The organism is Bacillus sp. 2B09 (assembly GCF_003946835.1).
In the GTDB taxonomy this organism is placed as follows: domain Bacteria; phylum Bacillota; class Bacilli; order Bacillales; family Bacillaceae; genus Bacillus; species Bacillus altitudinis.
This window is the reverse complement of the sequence record NZ_RPSG01000003.1, coordinates 281,102-300,965: the sequence shown is the minus strand read 5'-3', so window position 1 is coordinate 300,965 and position 19,864 is coordinate 281,102. Positions and strand designations below refer to the sequence as shown.

Annotated in this window: 18 protein-coding genes; 15 read left to right on the top strand and 3 right to left on the bottom strand. The window is 41.4% G+C overall.

From position 1 onward, the window contains the following. The first annotated feature begins 93 nt into the window (after positions 1 to 93). The gene (gene kapB / locus EBQ12_RS09015; RefSeq protein ID WP_017358956.1) at positions 94 to 486 is read left to right on the top strand and encodes a kinase-associated lipoprotein KapB; all 393 of its coding nucleotides are present in this window, start codon (positions 94 to 96) and stop codon (positions 484 to 486) included. Here kapB and kapD read toward each other — a convergent pair. Further along, positions 483 to 1,100, bottom strand: coding sequence for a 3'-5' exonuclease KapD (gene kapD / locus EBQ12_RS09010; protein ID WP_125589738.1), 618 nt, complete (start codon positions 1,098 to 1,100; stop codon positions 483 to 485). The two genes, kapB and kapD, sit on opposite strands and share 4 nt — an antisense overlap. A 218-nt stretch (positions 1,101 to 1,318) precedes the next feature. On the opposite strand from kapD, the gene EBQ12_RS09005 reads away from it, so the two are divergent. From EBQ12_RS09005 to EBQ12_RS08995, 3 genes are all read left to right on the top strand, one after another. After that, a complete protein-coding gene (locus EBQ12_RS09005; protein ID WP_277597914.1) occupies positions 1,319 to 2,497 on the top strand; it encodes an MFS transporter in 1,179 nt (392 codons plus the stop codon). A 108-nt stretch (positions 2,498 to 2,605) separates the two neighbouring features. Continuing rightward, positions 2,606 to 4,507, top strand: a complete 1,902-nt coding sequence (locus EBQ12_RS09000; RefSeq protein WP_035389245.1) for a transglycosylase domain-containing protein — start codon at positions 2,606 to 2,608, stop codon at positions 4,505 to 4,507. Positions 4,508 to 4,525: 18 nt separating this feature from the next. Next, positions 4,526 to 4,936 (top strand): thiol-disulfide oxidoreductase DCC family protein, encoded by a 411-nt coding sequence (locus tag EBQ12_RS08995; RefSeq protein WP_035389247.1) that lies wholly within the window; start codon positions 4,526 to 4,528, stop codon positions 4,934 to 4,936. Between the two features lie 43 nt (positions 4,937 to 4,979). On the opposite strand, the gene EBQ12_RS08990 is transcribed toward EBQ12_RS08995, so the two are convergent. Then, the gene (locus tag EBQ12_RS08990) at positions 4,980 to 5,537 is read right to left on the bottom strand and encodes a YufK family protein (protein ID WP_008345822.1); all 558 of its coding nucleotides are present in this window, start codon (positions 5,535 to 5,537) and stop codon (positions 4,980 to 4,982) included. A gap of 185 nt (positions 5,538 to 5,722) precedes the next feature. Here EBQ12_RS08990 and malK point away from each other — a divergent pair, with 185 nt between their 5' ends. The 7 genes from malK (at position 5,723) to EBQ12_RS08955 (ending at position 14,713) form a co-directional block, all read left to right on the top strand. Then, positions 5,723 to 7,324, top strand: a complete 1,602-nt coding sequence (gene malK, locus EBQ12_RS08985; protein WP_108611603.1) for a malate sensor histidine kinase MalK — start codon at positions 5,723 to 5,725, stop codon at positions 7,322 to 7,324. Then, complete coding sequence (locus EBQ12_RS08980; protein ID WP_024719723.1) at positions 7,317 to 8,024, top strand: response regulator; 708 nt, start codon at positions 7,317 to 7,319, stop codon at positions 8,022 to 8,024. The genes malK and EBQ12_RS08980 overlap by 8 nt, the downstream gene beginning before the upstream one ends. A gap of 395 nt (positions 8,025 to 8,419) precedes the next feature. Then, positions 8,420 to 9,502, top strand: coding sequence for a BMP family lipoprotein (locus tag EBQ12_RS08975; protein ID WP_008345828.1), 1,083 nt, complete (start codon positions 8,420 to 8,422; stop codon positions 9,500 to 9,502). Positions 9,503 to 9,661: 159 nt separating this feature from the next. Next, positions 9,662 to 11,197: an ABC transporter ATP-binding protein gene (locus EBQ12_RS08970; protein WP_008345830.1), complete on the top strand. Its 1,536-nt coding sequence runs from the start codon at positions 9,662 to 9,664 to the stop codon at positions 11,195 to 11,197. Then, positions 11,190 to 12,236 (top strand): ABC transporter permease, encoded by a 1,047-nt coding sequence (locus EBQ12_RS08965; RefSeq protein WP_048002202.1) that lies wholly within the window; start codon positions 11,190 to 11,192, stop codon positions 12,234 to 12,236. Before EBQ12_RS08970 ends, EBQ12_RS08965 begins: the two co-directional genes overlap by 8 nt. Continuing rightward, positions 12,237 to 13,196: an ABC transporter permease gene (locus tag EBQ12_RS08960; protein WP_008345835.1), complete on the top strand. Its 960-nt coding sequence runs from the start codon at positions 12,237 to 12,239 to the stop codon at positions 13,194 to 13,196. Between the two features lie 179 nt (positions 13,197 to 13,375). Continuing rightward, positions 13,376 to 14,713 (top strand): 2-hydroxycarboxylate transporter family protein, encoded by a 1,338-nt coding sequence (locus EBQ12_RS08955; RefSeq protein ID WP_017367956.1) that lies wholly within the window; start codon positions 13,376 to 13,378, stop codon positions 14,711 to 14,713. Positions 14,714 to 14,783: 70 nt separating this feature from the next. Here EBQ12_RS08955 and EBQ12_RS08950 read toward each other — a convergent pair whose 3' ends face one another. Beyond that, the gene (locus EBQ12_RS08950) at positions 14,784 to 14,993 is read right to left on the bottom strand and encodes a hypothetical protein (RefSeq protein ID WP_017358947.1); all 210 of its coding nucleotides are present in this window, start codon (positions 14,991 to 14,993) and stop codon (positions 14,784 to 14,786) included. 219 nt (positions 14,994 to 15,212) lie between these two features. On the opposite strand from EBQ12_RS08950, the gene EBQ12_RS08945 reads away from it, so the two are divergent. From EBQ12_RS08945 to EBQ12_RS08930, 4 genes are read left to right on the top strand one after another with little or no spacing between them, the layout of a single operon-like run. Further along, a complete protein-coding gene (locus EBQ12_RS08945; protein WP_125589734.1) occupies positions 15,213 to 17,624 on the top strand; it encodes a Na+/H+ antiporter subunit A in 2,412 nt (803 codons plus the stop codon). Further along, the gene (locus tag EBQ12_RS08940) at positions 17,621 to 18,052 is read left to right on the top strand and encodes a Na(+)/H(+) antiporter subunit B (protein ID WP_008345843.1); all 432 of its coding nucleotides are present in this window, start codon (positions 17,621 to 17,623) and stop codon (positions 18,050 to 18,052) included. The genes EBQ12_RS08945 and EBQ12_RS08940 overlap by 4 nt, the downstream gene beginning before the upstream one ends. Then, positions 18,052 to 18,393 (top strand): Na(+)/H(+) antiporter subunit C, encoded by a 342-nt coding sequence (locus EBQ12_RS08935; protein ID WP_003213576.1) that lies wholly within the window; start codon positions 18,052 to 18,054, stop codon positions 18,391 to 18,393. Before EBQ12_RS08940 ends, EBQ12_RS08935 begins: the two co-directional genes overlap by 1 nt. Further along, positions 18,386 to 19,864, top strand: a complete 1,479-nt coding sequence (locus tag EBQ12_RS08930; RefSeq protein ID WP_125589732.1) for a Na+/H+ antiporter subunit D — start codon at positions 18,386 to 18,388, stop codon at positions 19,862 to 19,864. Before EBQ12_RS08935 ends, EBQ12_RS08930 begins: the two co-directional genes overlap by 8 nt.

The window sequence follows — 19,864 nt, the reverse complement described above, 5'->3', positions numbered from 1 at the left end:
GTTCCGCTCTTCCCCCTTTTGCTCGTTTACTTCACTATATTGGCTAAAAGAAAGGAAATACCTTCTTATGCGAAGGAAATGGAGGAATTTCATATGACAGACATTCAGATTGGACAAATCGTGAAAGGTTTTTACAAAACAGGTGTTTACATTGGGGAAGTGACAGCCGTTAAACCATCTACTTATCTCGTTCAAGTAAAAGCGGTTTTAACACACCCCACTCAAGGTGACCTGCATCATCCAAAAGAAGCGGACGTACCTTTTTTTCAGGAAAGACGGGCTTTGGCCTTTAGGGAACAGACGAACATCCCTCATCATATGGTCAAGCCTTATGATGGCGACATACCTGATTATCAAGTATCACTGAAAGACGCCGTAGACAAATTGAAAAAAGGGCTCAGTGCGGATGATTCCAAGTGGGCTGAAAAATCAAGAGCGTGCCTCTCTTCTCTTGAAAAAGATTATTTTCCAGAAGACGCCCGCTAATCTGCCGAATCAAAAAAGTGAGAGAAGTCAATGAGTTCACCAATTTTGGTTGTTTGCGGATTTTCCACATAGGATCGATCTTTTTCAAAAAGGGTGAACAGCTGATAAGTGGTCATGGCATCATCGAGTGCTTTATGATGCTTACCAGCTCCTTCACTGCCGTACTCCTTAGCTGCTTTCCGAAGTCCTGTGAGTGTTCTATCCCCAAAAAAGGTTTTATATTCAAAAGCCAGATCCCTTTGATTCCCCTTAAAAGGAAAACCAATATGATTGAGCATACAGTTTTGCTTCAGTACCTTCATGTCCATATTTCCCCATGTGATAATCTCACAGTCTTCTCCCCCATCGAGTGACATGAGCTTCTCGATAAACGCCTCAAAAGAAATCCCGCTTTCTACATCCTGCTGCGTAATGCCAAGGAACGATTTACAGCGCTTTGTCAGCTTCGGGAACTTTTTCGGTTTGACATAGCTTGAGAATGTGTCTATGATCGTTTCATTTGATGCTTTAACGACACCGGCTTCAATGATTTCTGGGAAAAAATTTTGTGGATGATATTTCCCATCAGGCATCGTAAATTCAAAATCGACCACAAGCAGCGTCTTCTGTTCCATCAGTCTCACCCCACTTTCTCGTCTGTTTTCCATCCTGCTACTATTATATTAAGACGGACTTTGAAATCACTTCATTTTCGTGAAAATAATGCAGATTCACTATGCCCAACCTATTCATCAGATGAAAGATCGTTTATTTTCCTTTATAATTATTAAGGAACACGAAATAAATAAAGAAGGTGGTCTTTATCACAAACAGGAAGAAAAACTTGTACATCATGTGGTTTGTGAACTTTTTTGTATCTGCCAGCATTACAATGATCGTCCCTTTTTTATCACTTTACATAGAGTCTCTTGATAGCAGTTATTCGAATGAATTTGTTCAAAGATGGAGCGGCTATGTCTTTGGGGTTACGTTTTTAACAGCCTTTCTCATTTCTCCAATTTGGGGACGGATTGGTGACCGGCATGGCTATAAAAAGATTTTGCTCATTAACGGCATTGGGATTGCAACAAGCATTTTATTAATGGGGCTTGTTCAAACCGTTTATCAACTATTTGCGTTAAGGCTTTTCATGGGGCTTGTGACAGGCTTTATTTCGACTTCGATGGCACTGATTTCTGCACAGACCGAAAAGGCAACAGCCGGTAAGACCCTTGGTACGATGCAGATGAGTAATGTCGCCGGAGGCTTATTCGGTCCATTAATGGGTGGATTTATGGCAGACAGTGTCGGATTCATTTATACATTTTTCTTAACAGCTGCTGTCATATATGTGTCAGCGATTGTCATTATCTTCGGTGTGAAAGAACAGCCGATCCGTTCAAAAGAAGCAAAACGGGTATCTTACTCACGGAAGGACGTCCTTGTCCATATTTTCAAACAGCCTTTACTTGTCGTCACCATGCTACTCACATTTATTACGCAAGTCGGGAACTTTAGTATTCAGCCGCTTTTAGCCTTGTACATTCATGATTTACACGGCCCAGTCAATCTTGCCTTTTATGCAGGGCTGGCGTTTTCTGCAACAGGGCTTGGCAATTTGCTGTTTACACGGAAATGGGGAGACCTTGGAGATCGTATTGGTCACGATAAGGTGCTGCTTGCCCTTCTCATCCTCTCCTCCATTTTATTCATCCCGCAAGCGATGGCAGATTCCTACGGGATGTTAGTGATCTTCCGTTTCTTATACGGGATGGCACTAGGCGGCATCATTCCTTGTACGACGGCCTATATTCGCATCAAAGCGCCTACCTCTATGCAAGGAGAAGTGCTTGGTTACAATGTCAGCTTCCGCTTTCTTGGAAATGTTGTCGGACCCGTCATAGGCGGCATTGTGGCGAGTCATTACGGAATTCCAGCTGTCTTTTATGTCACCGCCGGCATTTTCCTTTTCGGGGCATTATTTTTATGGGCGGTCCGCTCACAATCAAAGACAAAAGAGAGGAGTGTCTGATCCATTATCAGATACTCTTTTCTTCTGTCTAAATGCCTTGTTTACTAGACTTCACGTCTATTCTTTTCTAAAAATAACCTTCTCGTAATCGCAAAAGAATGGTACGATATGGCTAGAAATCCGAAGAAAGTGAGTGACCTCATGTTTCGTGCAATCATTGGTTGGTTATTACTTGCTGCCCTCATCCCATTATTTGTTCTGACTTTTTATCTATCAAAGGAAGAAGCCGCAAGTGTAAAACCTGTTAACGAAGTGCTTGATCAAAAAATCAAGCTGGAAAAGGTAGACTTTTCCCAAAACAGTTATATGTATGATCGAGATGGTTCTCTTATCTCTGAGATCGTATCAAACGATGAGAACCGTGTTTTCGTGAAGTACGATAAAATTCCTGATTCCGTCAAGGAGCTGTTCCTCCGATCAGAGGACCGCAACTTTTATGACCATAAAGGCATTGACTTTATGGGCGTGATTCGTGCCCTTGCCGCAAATGTGAAAAACCATGGCATTAGCCAAGGCGCTAGCACCATCACACAACAGTTATCCCGTAATTTATATTTAAGTCATGAACGTTCATTCAGCCGAAAGTTTACAGAACTGCTCTATTCCTATGAGCTCGAGCGAAAATTTACAAAAGAGGAAATTCTCGAAAGCTATTTAAATACGATTTATTTCAGTAACGGGGTTTACGGTGTCGGTTCTGCGGCTAATTACTATTTTGATAAGCCGCTTAGTTCTTTGACGCTTGCACAGATGGCATTTATTTCTGCGATTCCTAACAACCCTACGCTGTATGACCCATTGAAACAATTCAAACATACAAAGAAACGCCAGGAACGGCTGCTTGGTATTTTAGAAAAAGATGGTGTCATTACTAAGAAGCAATTCAAAAAAGCAGTGAAAGAAAAAATCAGCTTGTCCTTAAGTGAAAAGAAAAATCTTTATCCTGACTATGTGACATATGCCAATGAAGAATTTACCGATCTGGTGTCTGATCAGGAAGGCTTTACAAAACGATTGAAAAAAGCCAAAACAGCTGGCTCAAAAAAAGCAATTCAAAAAGAATTATCAGAAAAGGTCAGTGCATTGCTTCAAGATGGTGTGAAGATTTATACAGCACTAGACCCTTCCTTACAACAAAGAGCGGTTTATCAGCTCAATGCACAATTGCCTTATCAAGGTGTGGAAGGCGGTTCAGCAGTCATTAACCACCAAACCCACCAAATCGTCGCACTTGCTGGCGGGAAGAATTATAAAAAGTTTGATTTCAACTACGCCTATCAAGCGCAAAGACAACCTGGTTCCGCAATTAAGCCGCTGTTAGATTATGGCCCTTATATTGATCAAACCGGTGCCACGGCTTCAAGTAAAATCAGTGCCGCCAAGTTTTGCAGCAGCGGATACTGCCCGCAAAACTATAGTCATAAAACATATGGAACTGTGACACTTGAAACAGCCTTTAAGAACTCTTACAATACACCAGCGATTCGTATGCTTGATACAGTCGGTGTCAAAAAAGGCTTCAGCTATTTAGAAAAGTTCTCATTCGAACATATTGTCGCAGATGATTACCGCCTCCCTTCTGCACTTGGAGGATTTACAAAAGGCTTCTCGCCGCTAGAAATAACCGATGCCTATACCGTGTTTGGCAATCAAGGTGCCTATACGCGAAATCACTCCATTACAAAGGTCACAGACTTAAACGGCAAAACCCTTTACAAGTGGAAAGAGTCGCCGAAGCAAATCTACTCTCAGCGTACAAATGAAACAATGCGCAAGCTGCTTGCCTCTGTTGTGAAAAGTGGAACAGGGAAAAAGGCGAATTTCAATTCTCCTTACATTGGGGGAAAAACAGGGACATCCAATGACTACAAAGACATTTGGTTTGTTGGCCTGACAGATCAATACACAATGGGTGTATGGGTAGGAAGAGATAGAGGAACCGTTGAATCGATTTATAGTTCAAGCCCGCACTTACGTATTTGGAAACAAACTATGCAATACGCTAGATAAACAGGAGGTTTGATTGCGATGCATTCAACACAACCCTCTCACTTCATTTTATTTGACGGTGTCTGCAACGTGTGCAGTGGTGCTGTTCAGTTTATCATCAAGCGCGACCCGAATGAGCGGATGATGTTTGCTTCTTTACAATCAGATACAGGGCAGCGTGTTTTAAAAGAAAACGGCTTGCCTTTAGATGAGTTCAATTCATTCATTTATATTGAAAATGGGACCCTTTATATGAAGTCAACAGGCATCTTAAAAGCCGCACGGCATTTAAAAGGGATATACAGATGGAGCTATTTACTCCTCGCGATCCCTCGTCCAATCCGTGACTGGTTTTATCAGCTCATTGCAAAGAATCGCTATAAATGGTTTGGTCAAAAAACATCCTGTATGATGCCTACACCAGAAATTCAGAAGCGGTTTCTTCCATAAAAAAAGCATCCTCCATCATCGGAGGATGCTTTCTTTCGTCTGATTAAGCTGGCAGACTCGCCATCACACTGTTATAAAGCTTAATAAATAAGTACAAAATGCCGATCAAAAACGTGGCCCAAAACAGCAGAATAAACATCATAAACCCAATTAAATTCAGCATGGAAAGTGATTGATAAATGCGTACCACAACCCAGATAAAATAGACGAGACTTGCTAAAACAAAAAGTCCAACAAGCAAAATGAGCTGCTGCGTCAATAGAAATGCAAGTAAGCTGGCAAACAAATAGACAACCGATGCAATCCGAATTTTCTTTAAGTTCTCCCCTTCAGGGTCCTTTGCAAAAAAGAGCAGCGCCAACTCTAACACCGTATCTGCAATGAGTTTTAAAGCAGATAAAATCATAAAATAAACAAGTGCAAATGCGGCAAATAAAGCAAGACGAATGCCCTGTTCAGAGAAAAATTCCAGCATTCCTTTTAAAATCCCTGCTTGGGTCAAGAAGTCAGTCGTGATACCTACTGTAAAAATAGAAAAGGCAGAGCTGAATAGCAAAATCGAAATCAGCGGAAAATATCCAGTCAAATATGTATTTTTCATAAATAGATCCTTTCTCATAAGCTCATTTTTATTATGGCTCACTTAAAACGGATTGACAAGATGCTTTCCAAGTAAACTGGAATCTAAATCAAATTTGTGATTTTGCACGTACATTCCTTCACAAACTTACATTTTCCCGTTAAAGTATTACTATTACGAAAAAATTGCGTGTTAGGGGTATACTCGTGAAAAAAACTTTAAGACTGCAAACACGGCTGACGATCTTTGTCTGTATTGTCGTCCTGATCTCCCTCTGTATCACATTCTTTACGATCTGGTCAGAAACAGCCAAAAATATTCATCAGCAGGAACGTGATATCGCCCTCTCCACTGCCAAAATGGTCGCAGAGGCTCCGATCACAGCAAAATCATTGGAAAAAGATCAATCATATACAGCACTACGGAAATATACAACCAATGTGCAGCGTATCACCAAAACCGAATTCGTTGTCGTCATGGATATGAACGGTATCCGCAAAACACATCCGAATCCGCAAAAGATTGGGAAGCGGTTTGCTGGAGGTGATGAAAAACCGGCATTACAGGGTAAAGAACATATTAGTACCGCATCTGGAACACTTGGCAAGTCCATGCGTGCCTTTGTTCCTGTTTATAACCAAGATGGCAAGCAGCTCGGGGCTGTGGCAGTTGGGATTACATTAAAGGAAATTGATTTAATTATTCATCAAAGCCTGCTCCCGCTCTACTTTGTCACATCGCTTAGCCTTTTATCTGGCATTATCGGCGCACTCATTGTAGCACGTAAAGTAAAGAAGATTATGTTTGGACTAGAGCCAGATGAAATTGCCACATTATTAAAAGAACGAAGCGCTATGCTAGAATCAACAAAAGAAGGCATTCTTGCCGTCGATCAGCTCGGTAAAATCAAGCTGGCAAATGCAGAAGCTAAACGTCTTTTTCATAATATGGGCATTATGGTTGACCCTAGAGAACAAGACGTACAGGCCCTTCTTCCTTCAAGCGGCTTAAAGCAAGTAATCGAAACACGGAAACCGCTGCTTGATCGCGATGTCAGAATGAACGGATTGGAGCTGGTCTTTAATGAGGTGCCGATTACGGTAAAAGGAGAAATTGTCGGAGCGATCGCAACCTTCCGTGACAAAACAGAAGTCAAACATCTGGCTGAGCAGCTGAGCGGGGTGAAGATGTATGCCAATGCGCTTCGTGCCCAGTCACACGAATTTATGAACAAGCTCCATGTCATTTTAGGATTGGTCCAACTGAAGAACTATGATGACCTTGGCACCTATATTAAAGATATTGCGATTTATCAGCAGACAGAAACAAATGAAATCATCAACCATGTGAAAAACTCTGTCTTAGCCGGGTTTTTACTAGGAAAACAAAGCTACATCAGAGAACAAGGCGCAGCTTTAGAAGTCAATTGCAGTACACAGGTACCAAACTCGGAGGACCCAGCAGTCACACATGACCTTATTACGGTCATCGGTAATCTGTTAAATAACGCACTCGATGCCGTTTCCCATACAGAGAACAAAAATATCTCCATCTCATTCAGATATGTCCAAGAGCAGCTTCATATTGAAATTACAGACACAGGGGTCGGTCTGACAAAAGAAGAACAGGACATTATGTTTGATCAAGGCTTTTCAACAAAAGGAGAAGACAGAGGATTTGGCCTTTACTTTGTTGACCAAAGCATCAAAAAACTGAACGGACATATGATCGTCACAAGCGAAAAAGGAGAAGGAACGACCTTTAGTCTCCGTATTCCATATAAACAAAAGGAGGATTCACATGATTAATGTGTTGATCGTAGAAGATGACCCAATGGTCGGGGAGCTGAATAAACGCTACTTGACCCAAATAGAAGGATTTGAATTAAAAGGGATTGCCACCTCATTTCAGAAGGCACTAGACATCTTAAAATCAGAAATCATTCACCTTGTATTGCTTGATATTTATATGCCTGGACAAAATGGGCTCGCCCTATTATCAGAAATTCGTGAGAAAAATCATTCCGTTGACGTCATCGTCATTTCAGCTGCAAATGAAGTGGATGTCGTACAGCAAACGATGCGAAACGGAGCTGTCGACTATTTAATCAAACCTTTTGAGTTTGAACGCTTCCAATCAGCACTGGCAGAATATAAAAGAAAACATGCCCTATACCAAACGATGAACAGCATCTCTCAAAATGATTTAGACGCGAAGCTTTTTCATAAAAAAGCAGAGGCGGAAAAAGTCCTGCTGCCAAAAGGCCTGACGAAGAGCACACTCAAACTCATCTGGACAAGCATTCAATCATTCGGTCAGCAGGCTTTCACGACCGAAGACCTAGCCAATCATACAGAAATCTCCCAAGTTTCGATTAGAAAATACTTGAAATTTCTTGAGGATATCGAAGTGGTTGATGTGGAGATGGCATACGGGACAATCGGCCGCCCTGTTTTCCAATATAAACTGAATACAAGCAACATGAATTTGATACAGCAATATCTTTAATTTGACACATCTGACCTTTCACAAAGGCCAGATGTTTTTTTATGGCATACGATGTCACAAACCCCTTGATATCAGCGGTTTCACTGTAGTAGAGCACATCATAAAAGCGGCATTATATCATATTTCAGCACATAAAAAGACATCGAATTTAGCCTTTTAACATTTTTTTAAAAATAAAACAAATTTCTATTTATTTATTCGATGGGAAATGATAAATTATGATTGATTAGTTCAACGAGATATAAGTCTGATGTCTTACATCTTCTCTCCTGTTTCCATCAATTTTAAAAGAATGCAGGATAAAATACCCTTTTCAGAAGGATAGGAGAAGGCAAGAGTCGGTCTTTTTTCGCGAGACTTTTCTGAAACTTTTAAATTTTATAGGGGGTTATGTTTTGAAGAAGCGCAAAATTGGACTTGCATTGTCCTTAGTCGTAGCAGCAGGAACCATCCTTGGAGCATGCGGCAACTCTGGCTCAAACAGCGGTGAAAACAAAAAAGATAAAGATCAATTCACTGTTGCAATGGTAACTGATGTCGGTGGTGTCGATGACAAATCGTTTAACCAATCTGCTTGGGAAGGTTTACAAGCATTTGGGAAAGACAACAATTTAACAAAAGGTAAAAACGGCTTTGATTACTTACAATCTAAATCAGACGCTGACTATACAACAAACTTAAACACACTTGCTCGTGAGAAATTTGATTTGATTTACGGAATTGGTTTCTTAATGCAAGATTCTATTACTGAAATTGCGAATCAACGTAAGAAAAACCACTTTGCCATCGTTGATGCAGTTGTAAAAAAAGACAACGTAGCAAGCATTACATTTAACGAAAACGAAGGTTCATTCCTTGTAGGTGTTGCAGCGGCTCTTTCTACAAAATCAAACAAAATTGGTTTTGTTGGCGGCGTTGATTCTGAATTAATCAGAAAATTCGAAGTTGGTTTCCGTGCAGGCGTTGAAGCAGCTAATCCAAAAGCAAAAGTTGAAGTGAAATATGCTGGGGCATTCGATAAAGCAGACATCGGTAAAGCAACAGCTGAAAGTATGTACAAATCTGGCGTTGACGTCATTTACCACGCAGCAGGCGGAACTGGAACTGGTGTCTTCACAGAAGCGAAAAACCTGAAAAAAGCTGATCCTGACCGCAAAGTGTGGGTCATTGGTGTTGATAAAGACCAGTATGATGAAGGTAAAGTACCTGGAACAAAACAAAGTGTCACTCTTACTTCTATGATTAAGAAAGTAGACACAGCGGTACAAGACTTAACAACAAAAGCAAAAGAAGGTAAGTTCCCTGGTGGCGAAGTGATCACGTACGGTCTGAAAGAAGGCGGCGTTGACATCTCTCCATCTCAAGAGAATCTTGATAAAGATGTATTGAAGAAAGTCGAAGAATGGAAACAAAAAATCATCAAGGGTGAAGTGAAAATCCCTGCAACACGTGATGAACTAAAAGATTTTAAAGCTTAATTTGTGCATCGGGATAAGCGCGCCTTATCCCCTTGCCTCTCCTTTACCTCCTCTTTATTCGTAAAAGGTGGTAAAAGAAAAGCTGCAGCCTTGTTTTGCAGCTTTTCTTTTGCTAGTTTTTATCTTCATCAGCACCCTAAAAAAGGAGCGGTTAAACCTGTGGATTATGTCATTGAAATGTTGAATATACGCAAAGAATTCCCTGGCATTGTAGCAAATGATAACATTACGCTGCAGCTAAAAAAGGGCGAAATTCATGCGCTGCTTGGTGAAAACGGCGCTGGAAAATCAACGCTCATGAACGTGCTTTTCGGACTGTATCAGCCTGAAAAAGGTGAAATCAAGGTACACGGAAAACCGGTTACAATCTCTAGTCCAAATGATGCAAGTGATTTAGGCATTGGAATGGTCCATCAGCATTTTATGCTAGTTGATACATTTACTGTGGCTGAAAACATCATTTTAGGAAAAGAGCCAAAGAAATTTGGAAAGATTGACAAAGAACAAGCCATTCAGCAAGTGCAGGAACTTTCTGACCGTTATGGACTGAAAATAGACCCTGCCGCTAAAGTATCTGACATCTCAGTCGGTATGCAGCAGCGAGCAGAAATCTTAAAAACACTATACCGCGGCGCTGACATCTTGATCTTCGACGAACCAACAGCCGTCTTAACACCTCAAGAAATAAAAGAACTCATACAAATTATGAAAAACTTAATCAATGAAGGCAAATCCATTATTTTAATTACCCACAAGCTAAAAGAAATTATGGATGCCTGTCATCGCGTGACCATTATCCGAAAAGGGCAAGGTATTCGTACACTTGATGTGGAACACACAAACAAAGACGAGCTTGCCAGTTTAATGGTCGGCCGCGAAGTCTCATTTAAAACAGACAAAAAAGCAGCCTCCCCTGCTGAAGAAGTCTTGCAAATTCAAGATCTCACTGTCAAAGATGCGCGAGGAATTGAAGCCGTGAAACAACTCAATTTATCAGTGAAAGCTGGTGAGATTGTCGGAATTGCGGGTGTAGACGGAAATGGTCAATCTGAATTAATTGAAGCCATTACAGGTCTGAAAAAATCCGAATCTGGCACGATCATGCTAAACGGGAAAGCCATTCAAAACCTCCCGCCTCGTAAGGTCACAGAATCTGGTATCGGACATATTCCTCAAGACCGTCATAAGCACGGACTTGTCCTTGACTTTTCAATTGGAGAAAATATTTCCTTACAAACGTATTATCAGCGTCCATATTCGAAGTTTGGCTTGATGAATATGAAAAATATTTATCAAAAAGCAAAACGAATCATTGCTGAATACGACGTACGGACGCCTAGTGAATATACAGAAGCACGTGCGCTATCAGGCGGTAACCAGCAAAAAGCCATTATTGGCCGTGAAGTGGACCGAAATCCTGATTTATTAATTGCCGCACAGCCGACACGTGGACTTGATGTCGGAGCCATTGAGTTTGTTCATAAACGTCTGATTGAACAAAGGGATTCAGGCAAAGCTGTTCTGCTCATCTCCTTTGAGCTTGATGAAATTATCAATGTCAGTGATAAGATTGCCGTTATTTTCGAGGGCAGCATTATTGCCATTGTTGATCCAAAAGAAACAACAGAGCAAGAACTTGGTCTGTTAATGGCTGGAAGTACGCAACAGGAAGTGGGGAAAGAAGCAAATGTCTAATCGCTTAACAAATCTGCTGATTCCGCTTATAGCCATTGTACTTGGTCTTTTCGTTGGGGCCATCATTATGCTGGCAAGCGGTTATAGTGTCATCGAAGGTTATAGCGCCCTTTGGAATGGCGTATTCGGTGAAACCTATTATATGGGAGAAACCATCCGACAAGTCACGCCTTATATTTTATCAGGACTTGCTGTTGCCTTTGCATTTCGGACAGGCCTCTTTAATATCGGGGTAGAAGGTCAAATGCTGATTGGCTGGGTAGCTGCTGTATGGATCGGCACAACTGTCCATGCACCTATGTATATCCATCTGCCTCTTGCACTGATCACAGCAGCAGCTGCTGGTGCATTATGGGGCTTTATTCCCGGATTTTTAAAAGCTCGTTTTTACGTACATGAAGTCATTGTCACTATTATGATGAACTACATTGCACTTCATGTCACAAATTATTTAATCTCAAATGTCTTAACAAACAATAAAGATAAAACAGAAAAAATTGATGCAACAGCTTCCCTTCGATCTGGTTTTTTTGAGCAGATCACTGATTTCTCTAGAATGCATAATGGGATTTTTGTTGCCATTATTGCGGCTGTTGTCATGTGGGTTATTATCCAGAAAACCTCTAAAGGGTTTGAATTACGCGCAGTTGGGATGAACCAGCAGGCCTCTCATTATGCTGGGATGAACGTTCGACGCAACATCATTTATGCGATGCTCATTTCTGGTGCCTTTGCAGGTCTTGCAGGTGCGATGGAAGGACTCGGAACATTTGAATATGCTTCGATTAAAGGATCATTCACTGGCGTTGGTTTTGATGGAATCGCTGTTGCCTTATTAGGCGGAAATACAGCTGTTGGTGTCGTCTTAGCGGCATTATTGCTTGGTGGATTGAAAGTCGGTGCTTTAAACATGCCGCTTGAATCTGGCGTACCGACTGAGGTCGTTGATATTGTGATTGCGATCATTATTCTTTTCGTTGCCTCAAGCTATATCATCCGTCTTGTCATTCAACAATTGAAGAAAAAGGGGGGAAAATAAGTGGGATTTCTGCAAATTCTTGAAATCATCGTCCCGGCTACACTCGTTTATGCTGCACCACTTATTTTAACCGCTCTTGGAGGCGTCTTTTCAGAAAGATCAGGTGTCGTCAATATCGGTCTTGAAGGTTTGATGGTCGTCGGAGCATTTTCTAGTATTATCTTTAACTTAATGTTTGCTGATACGTTTGGTGCCTTGACCCCGTGGCTCGGTCTTCTTGTTGGTATGGCCATTGGCGGCGTGTTCTCACTCATTCACGCTGTTGCCACTATTACGTTTAGAGCAGATCAAACGGTCAGTGGTGTTGCGATTAACATGCTTGCCCTTGGTGCTACGCTGTTTGTTGTCAAACTGATTTATGGCAAAGCACAAACGGATAAAATTACAGAACCTTTCTATAAAGGAGATATTCCCCTTTTAAGTGACATTCCGATCATTGGTGATATTTTCTTTAAAGATGTGTATTATACGTCCATTCTCGCATTGGTTCTTGCGGTTGTCGCTTGGTTTGTTTTATTTAAAATGCCGTTTGGCTTGCGACTTCGTGCAGTCGGAGAGCATCCAATGGCAGCTGATACAATGGGAATCAAGGTATACCGGATGCGCTATATCGGCGTCTTCATTAGTGGTCTTTTTGGCGGTCTTGGCGGAGCTGTGTATGCATCGACCATCGCTCTTGATTTCTCACACGCCACCATTACAGGACAAGGCTTCATTGCGTTAGCCGCCCTTGTTTTCGGGAAATGGCACCCATTTGGCGCTATGGGCGCTGCTTTATTCTTTGGATTTGCACAAAGCTTAAGCATCATTGGCTCTCTGCTTCCGCTGTTTCAAGATATCCCGAACGTGTACATGCTCATCGCACCATATGTGCTGACGATCCTAGCTCTTACTGGCTTCATTGGACGAGCAGACGCACCAAAAGCACTTGGTACCCCTTATTTAAAAGGAAAACGATAAATAAATACCATGTATGATCAATCCCCTGAAGGACAAACTATCTTCAGGGGATTTTTGTATGATAAAAACGACAAAACCCCCGTTTATTTTACTTTTATTACACTTAATTTAGTTTAATAAATAGATGAGTGTCACAGAATCTTCTACAATTGAGACAAATAGCATTTGGGGGTGTTTATGTGGCTAATACACAACAATTGAAATCGATTACAAACGATTCTGACAATAATAAAAGCGTTTTCCGAAAAATTCTTTCTTGGAAAATTGGTGTTATTGATCTACCTGTGTATATAGTACTTGCAGCGATTATTTTAACTGCCGCTTATTTCAATAAAATTCCAGCAAATATGCTTGGTGGTTTCGCTGTTATTATGATTTTGGGGATTTTCCTAGGAGATGTAGGACAACGTATTCCAATCTTAAAAGATATTGGTGGACCGGCGATTCTTTCTTTATTCGTACCATCGTTCCTGGTCTTTTTTCATGTTCTGAATCCAAACTCGTTGGAAGCGGTTACGTCTCTGATGAAAACGTCGAACTTCCTATACTTCTATATATCTGCTCTTGTAGTAGGTAGTATTCTTGGGATGCAACGAACTGTTTTAGTACAAGGCCTTATTCGTATGTTTGTTCCTCTTGTTGCAGGTACAATTACAGCTGTAGCTGCTGGAATTCTAGTGGGTCTTTTAGTTGGTTACACACCGCATCATTCGTTCTTCTTTATCATTGTACCGATTATTGCCGGTGGTGTCGGTGAAGGAATATTGCCATTATCAATTGCTTATTCACAAATTCTTGGTGTATCAGCAGAGTCATTAATTTCTCAATTGATTCCGGCTGCTGTTATTGGGAACGTCATTGCCATCATTTGTGCTGGCGCAATGAAAAAGCTTGGTGAAAAACGTCCTGAACTAAACGGGAACGGAAGACTTGTTAAATCAAAAGAAGCAAATGAAATCTTTGAACAGCCTGACATGGATACTAAAGTTGACTTCAGCTTAATGGGTGCAGGTGTACTTGTTGCTTGTACAACCTTTATCTTTGGCGGCTTATTAGAAAGTTTTGTTCATATTCCAGGTCCAATCTTAATGATTGTTCTTGCTGCATTAATCAAATACTTAAACGTGATGCCTCAGCATTTGCAAAACGGCTCACAGCAGTTCTACAAGTTTGTATCGAAAAGCTTTACATGGCCTCTAATGGTTGGTTTAGGAATTCTATACATTCCACTTGATGATGTGGCCACTGTTATTTCGATTCCTTTCGTATGTGTATGTATTGCTGTTGTTCTAGGCATGGTTGGTTCTGGTTACTTTGTTGGTAAATTCATGAACATGTATCCAGTTGAATCTGCCATTGTGACGGGCTGTCACAGTGGATTAGGCGGTACTGGTGATGTTGCGATTCTTTCAGCTTCTGGAAGAATGGGCCTTATGCCTTTCGCTCAAGTCTCTACACGTCTTGGCGGAGCAGCAACCGTTATTTGCGCAACAATCTTACTCAGAATGTTTACTTAAAAAAGAAACAAAAAGCATGTCCCTTTCATAAGGGACATGCTTTTTTATATTTCTTTTCTCCCATACATCCTCATTCATCAGCTAATACAATTCGTATATACTCCCGAGGCTGAAAAGGATACTGTTTCGCCTGCGGATAGGTCATATGGAGGAGATGTTCAGAAAATAGCGGCCATTCACTCCCGGCCTGCCACCTTTTTTGATCATTTCGTTCAATCAAGAATGCTCCTCCTAAAATCGTGCAGAATATGCTTAAGCTGATGGCGATCTTTCGTTTCATTTGATCAGCTCCTTTAAGAAAAGCATGTACGAAATACAAAACAATATACAACGAGTTTCATTTTTGATAAAATATTTTTTGTGGTCAAAAGAACTCAAAACAATTTCGATTTGCCGTAAATCAGTTCAAACCAATGCACTATGTCTGTATTTACGCTATAATTTTAGTTACCAGTTCTTTAGAACGTGAATTTATATTGATCAAAGGAGGTTCATTTTCTTGCAGCTTATTCACTTCGCCATCCTATCACCTTTTTTACTTGCCTTTGTCGTCCCTTTTCTCTTTAAATACGTAAGGCGTATACATACAGGATGGTTTGTTCTCATCTTGCCTATTCTTTTATTTACCTATTTCATCCAAATGCTCCAGATCACCTCGAATGGACGAACGTTGTTCTCACAAGCTGAATGGATTCCCTCTCTAGGGATGAATTTCACTGTGTATGTAGATGGTCTCAGCCTGTTATTTGCTTTACTCATCACAGGTATTGGTGCACTTGTGGTTCTGTACAGTATTTTCTACTTATCAAAGGAAAAAGAACAGCTTGGCTCTTTCTATACGTATTTATTAATGTTTATGACCGCTATGCTCGGTGTTGTTCTCTCTGACAACATGGTCGTACTTTATTTGTTCTGGGAGCTAACTAGTATCTCTTCCTTCCTCTTAATTGGGTATTGGTATAAGCGTGAGCGTTCTCGTTACGGAGCAACCAAATCACTGCTTATTACTGTGTTTGGTGGATTAGCTATGCTTGGCGGCTTCATCCTCATTTACCTGATCACTGATTCATTCAGTATTCGCGAAGCAGTCAATCAGCTTCAGCTCATTATGGCATCACCTTATTTCATCCCTGCGATGATTCTCATTTTACTAGGGGCCTTCACGAAATCAGCGCAGTTCCCATTTTATATTTGGCTGCCTGATGCTATGGAAGCACCAACCCCTGTAAGCAGTTATCTACATTCTGCTACTATGGTCAAAGCCGGTATTTATCTGGTTGCCCGCTTTAGTCCGATTTTTGCTATATCAGAGGTGTGGTTTTGGACCATTTCGATTGTCGGACTTATCACACTATTCTGGGGATCTTTCCACGCCGTTCGGCAAAATGATTTGAAAGCCATTCTGGCTTTCTCGACAGTGAGTCAACTCGGTATGATTATGCTCATGCTAGGAGTAGGCGCAGCTGCCATTCATGAAAACAACCCTGCCTTTTTTGGCGCAGCCGTTCTTGCTGCTATTTTTCATCTCATTAACCACGCAACCTTTAAAGGTAGTCTCTTTATGGCAGCAGGGATTATCGATCACGAAACAGGTACACGTGATATTCGCAAATTAGGTGGATTAATGACCATCATGCCAATTACCTTTACGATTACGTTAATTGGTACATTCTCGATGGCTGGACTCCCGCCTTTTAATGGGTTTTTAAGTAAAGAGCTATTTTTCACAAGTATGATCCGGATTTCTGACATCAGCTTTACGGATGTGTCAACATGGGGGGCTATCTTCCCTGCTATCGCTTGGCTCGCTAGTGTGTTTACGTTCATCTACAGTATGATGATCGTCTTTAAAACATTTAGAGGCCGTCTGAATGTCGATCAATTGGAGAAAAAACCGCATGAAGCACCAATTGGTATGCTGATCCCGCCAATTATTTTAGCTGCACTTGTGGTCACGTTCTTCTTTTTCCCTAATATTCTTGCCTATTCTGTCATTGAACCTGCCATTCAAGCGATCATTCCAGAAGCCATTCAAACAGGAAGCCGCTTTGCCGTAAAAATTGAAGCGTGGCATGGATTCCAGCCAGAGCTTTACATGACAATTGGTGTAGTTGCACTCGGTACCATTGGCTATTTAACGCTGTCGAAATGGCGCCCAATGTACAACATATTTAAAGAAAAATGGTCATTTAACGCTTTGTATGATCGTTCACTTATAGGTGTAGAAAAAGGGGCTTACCGCCTAACAAACAGTTATATGACAGGATTCCTTCGTGACTATCTTGTCTATGTATTTGGGTTCATGATTATCGTGCTTGGCAGCGTGATGTTCTACAAGCAAGCCTTCTCATTTCAAACTGAGCACGCTGCATCAATCGGCACGTACGAAGCCATCCTTTCACTTGTGATGGTCACAGCGACAGTCACGACTGTATTTGCTCGTTCACGCTTAACAGCTATTATTGCGCTAGGTGTTATGGGCTACACGCTGTCATTGTTCTTCGTGATTTTCAGAGCACCTGACCTTGCGCTGACACAGCTCATTATTGAAACCATTTCTGTCGCGCTGTTTTTACTTTGCTTCTATCATTTGCCAAAGCTGAGTCTGAAGCAAAAAACACGAAGATTTAAATTAACAAATTTGATCATCTCATTAGGTGTTGGAGTCGTTGTCACCTGTCTTGCTTTCGCTTCAACAAGCCAGCAGTCTCTTGACACAATTTCAACGTACTTCATTGAAAACAGCTACAAACTGGCTGGCGGAGACAATATTGTCAATGTCATTCTTGTCGATTTCAGGGGCTTTGATACACTCTTTGAGATTACAGTGCTGGCCATTGCGGCACTCGGTATTTATGGATTATTGAAGGTAAAAGCACAAGGAAAACGGAAGAGAGGCGTACGGCGATGAGAAAGATTGATACGAATGATATGCTCTTACAAGTCACTACTAAAATTACAGCATTCATCATCTTGCTTTTCTCACTTCACCTATTTCTTGCAGGACATAACAATCCTGGCGGAGGATTCATTGGCGGTTTGATGAGTGCTGGTGCTGTCGTCCTTCTGCTTTTAGCCTACGACCTTAAAACAGTCAGACGCATTTTACCATTTGACTTTATTTATGTGGCTGGTGTCGGTTTGCTCGTTGCCATCCTAACAGGTATGGGATCTTTTCTGTTCGGAGCACCTTTCCTATCCCATGCATTTGATTATTTCCAACTGCCGTTTCTAGGGAAAACAGAACTGGCGACAGCAGTCCTGTTTGATATCGGTGTGTATTTAGTTGTTGTTGGTGTCACCATGACCATTATTCAAACGATTGGAGAGAAGGAATAATGGAATTTCTAATGTCTATTATCGTCGGAATCATTTTTATGGCAGCGACCTATTTAATGCTTTCAAAAAGCCTTCTACGGGTCATCGTCGGTACTGCCGTTTTAAGTCACGGCGTCCATTTGCTTCTATTAACAATGGGCGGCTTAAAAAAGGGAGCACCTCCTATTTTGAAAGAGGGGCTCACATCCTATGTAGATCCATTGCCACAAGCATTAATTTTAACAGCCATTGTCATTGCTTTTGGTGTAACATCCTTTTTGCTCGTGATGGCCTTCCGTGCCTTCCAAGAGCTGAGAACAGATGACATGGATCAAATGAGAGGAAATGATCAGCATGAATAATCTCGTGATCCTGCCTATATTAATTCCATTACTAGCTGCTACATTATTGATCTTTATGAATAAAAACACCATGCTGTCGAGAGGCTTTAGTGTGTTTGCATCTCTTTTAGCCATTATCTGTAATGTCTATTTGGTCCAAACGATTTTCACAAACGGCATACAAACCCTTTATTTGGGCGGCTGGAAAGCACCGTTTGGCATTGCCCTTGTGGCCGATCAGTTTGCTGCGCTTCTTGTGCTGACCGCTTCCATTGTTGGACTTGTCACAGTTCTTTTTTCCTTTCAAACGATTGGGAAAGAAAGAGAGCGGCTGTTCTATTATTCTGGTGTCCAATTCTTGTTAGCTGGTGTCAGTGGTGCCTTTTTAACGGGAGATATTTTCAACCTGTTTGTCTTCTTTGAATTGTTGCTGATGGCATCTTATATGCTCATTGTTCTGGGTGGTTCAAAGCCCCAGCTTCGTGAATCACTGAAATACATTGTGTTTAATATTATCTCATCGGCATTATTTATTGTTGGCGTAGCGTGTTTATATGCAGTCACAGGCACACTGAACATGGCTGATTTAAGTGTGAAAATAGCTGAATCTGGGCAAACAGGGTTAATCACCGTGATTGCCATTCTGTTCCTGATTGTATTTGGCTTAAAAGCTGGGGTCTTCCCGCTTTATTTCTGGTTGCCAGGGTCTTATCATGCTCCGCCAGCAGCGATTTCAGCTTTGTTTGGTGCACTGCTGACAAAGGTCGGCCTATATGCAATTGCCAGGGTCTTCACACTTATCTTTATACATGATACAGGTTTTACACATACACTCATGGCTTGGCTGGCCGCTCTAACGGTTATATTCGGTGTCATTGGCTCTATCGCCTATTCTGATGTGCAAAAAATTGTGATTTATAACATTGTCACAGCTGTTGGTGTCATTTTGTTCGGGATTGCGGCCAATACACCGGCATCACTTCAAGGCGCCATTTATTACCTCATTCACGATATGGTGATCAAAGGAGCTCTATTTATGCTCGCAGGGGCACTGTTTGTGTATGCTGGAACCAACCATCTGAAAAAAATGGGTGGGCTGATTCAATCCCAGCCTCTACTCGGCTGGATGTTCTTCATATCGGCTTTATCACTTGCGGGTATTCCTCCGCTAAGTGGATTTGTTGGCAAGCTGAAAATTGTTGAAGGTGGGTTTTCTGCTGGGTACATGACGTTCTCTATCCTTGTTTTACTGTCCAGTCTTCTTGTCCTTTATTCTGTTTTGAGGATTTTCATGCTCGCGTTTTGGGGAGAGGAACAGGATATGCGAAGAAGAAAGCCATCCATTAGAGGAATGGTGTATCCTGGGGTACTGCTTGTTGTCTTATCGCTTGCGATTGGATTAGGCACAGAATTCATTGCACCTTATATCAATCAAGCTGCGGAAATGCTTTCAACACCAGAAAAATATATTCAAGCTGTGCTGAAGGAGTAG

Bases quoted from the DNA above. Each gene is read 5' to 3' on its own strand.
- kapB (WP_017358956.1), top strand. From the start codon at position 94: ATGACAGACATTCAGATTGGACAAATCGTGAAAGGTTTTTACAAAACA.
- kapD (WP_125589738.1), bottom strand. From the start codon at position 1,100: ATGGAACAGAAGACGCTGCTTGTGGTCGATTTTGAATTTACGATGCCT.
- EBQ12_RS09005 (WP_277597914.1), top strand. From the start codon at position 1,319: ATGTGGTTTGTGAACTTTTTTGTATCTGCCAGCATTACAATGATCGTC.
- EBQ12_RS09000 (WP_035389245.1), top strand. From the start codon at position 2,606: ATGGCTAGAAATCCGAAGAAAGTGAGTGACCTCATGTTTCGTGCAATC.
- EBQ12_RS08995 (WP_035389247.1), top strand. From the start codon at position 4,526: ATGCATTCAACACAACCCTCTCACTTCATTTTATTTGACGGTGTCTGC.
- EBQ12_RS08990 (WP_008345822.1), bottom strand. From the start codon at position 5,537: ATGAAAAATACATATTTGACTGGATATTTTCCGCTGATTTCGATTTTG.
- EBQ12_RS08980 (WP_024719723.1), top strand. From the start codon at position 7,317: ATGATTAATGTGTTGATCGTAGAAGATGACCCAATGGTCGGGGAGCTG.
- EBQ12_RS08965 (WP_048002202.1), top strand. From the start codon at position 11,190: ATGTCTAATCGCTTAACAAATCTGCTGATTCCGCTTATAGCCATTGTA.
- EBQ12_RS08950 (WP_017358947.1), bottom strand. From the start codon at position 14,993: ATGAAACGAAAGATCGCCATCAGCTTAAGCATATTCTGCACGATTTTA.
- EBQ12_RS08940 (WP_008345843.1), top strand. From the start codon at position 17,621: ATGAGAAAGATTGATACGAATGATATGCTCTTACAAGTCACTACTAAA.
- EBQ12_RS08935 (WP_003213576.1), top strand. From the start codon at position 18,052: ATGGAATTTCTAATGTCTATTATCGTCGGAATCATTTTTATGGCAGCG.
- EBQ12_RS08930 (WP_125589732.1), top strand. From the start codon at position 18,386: ATGAATAATCTCGTGATCCTGCCTATATTAATTCCATTACTAGCTGCT.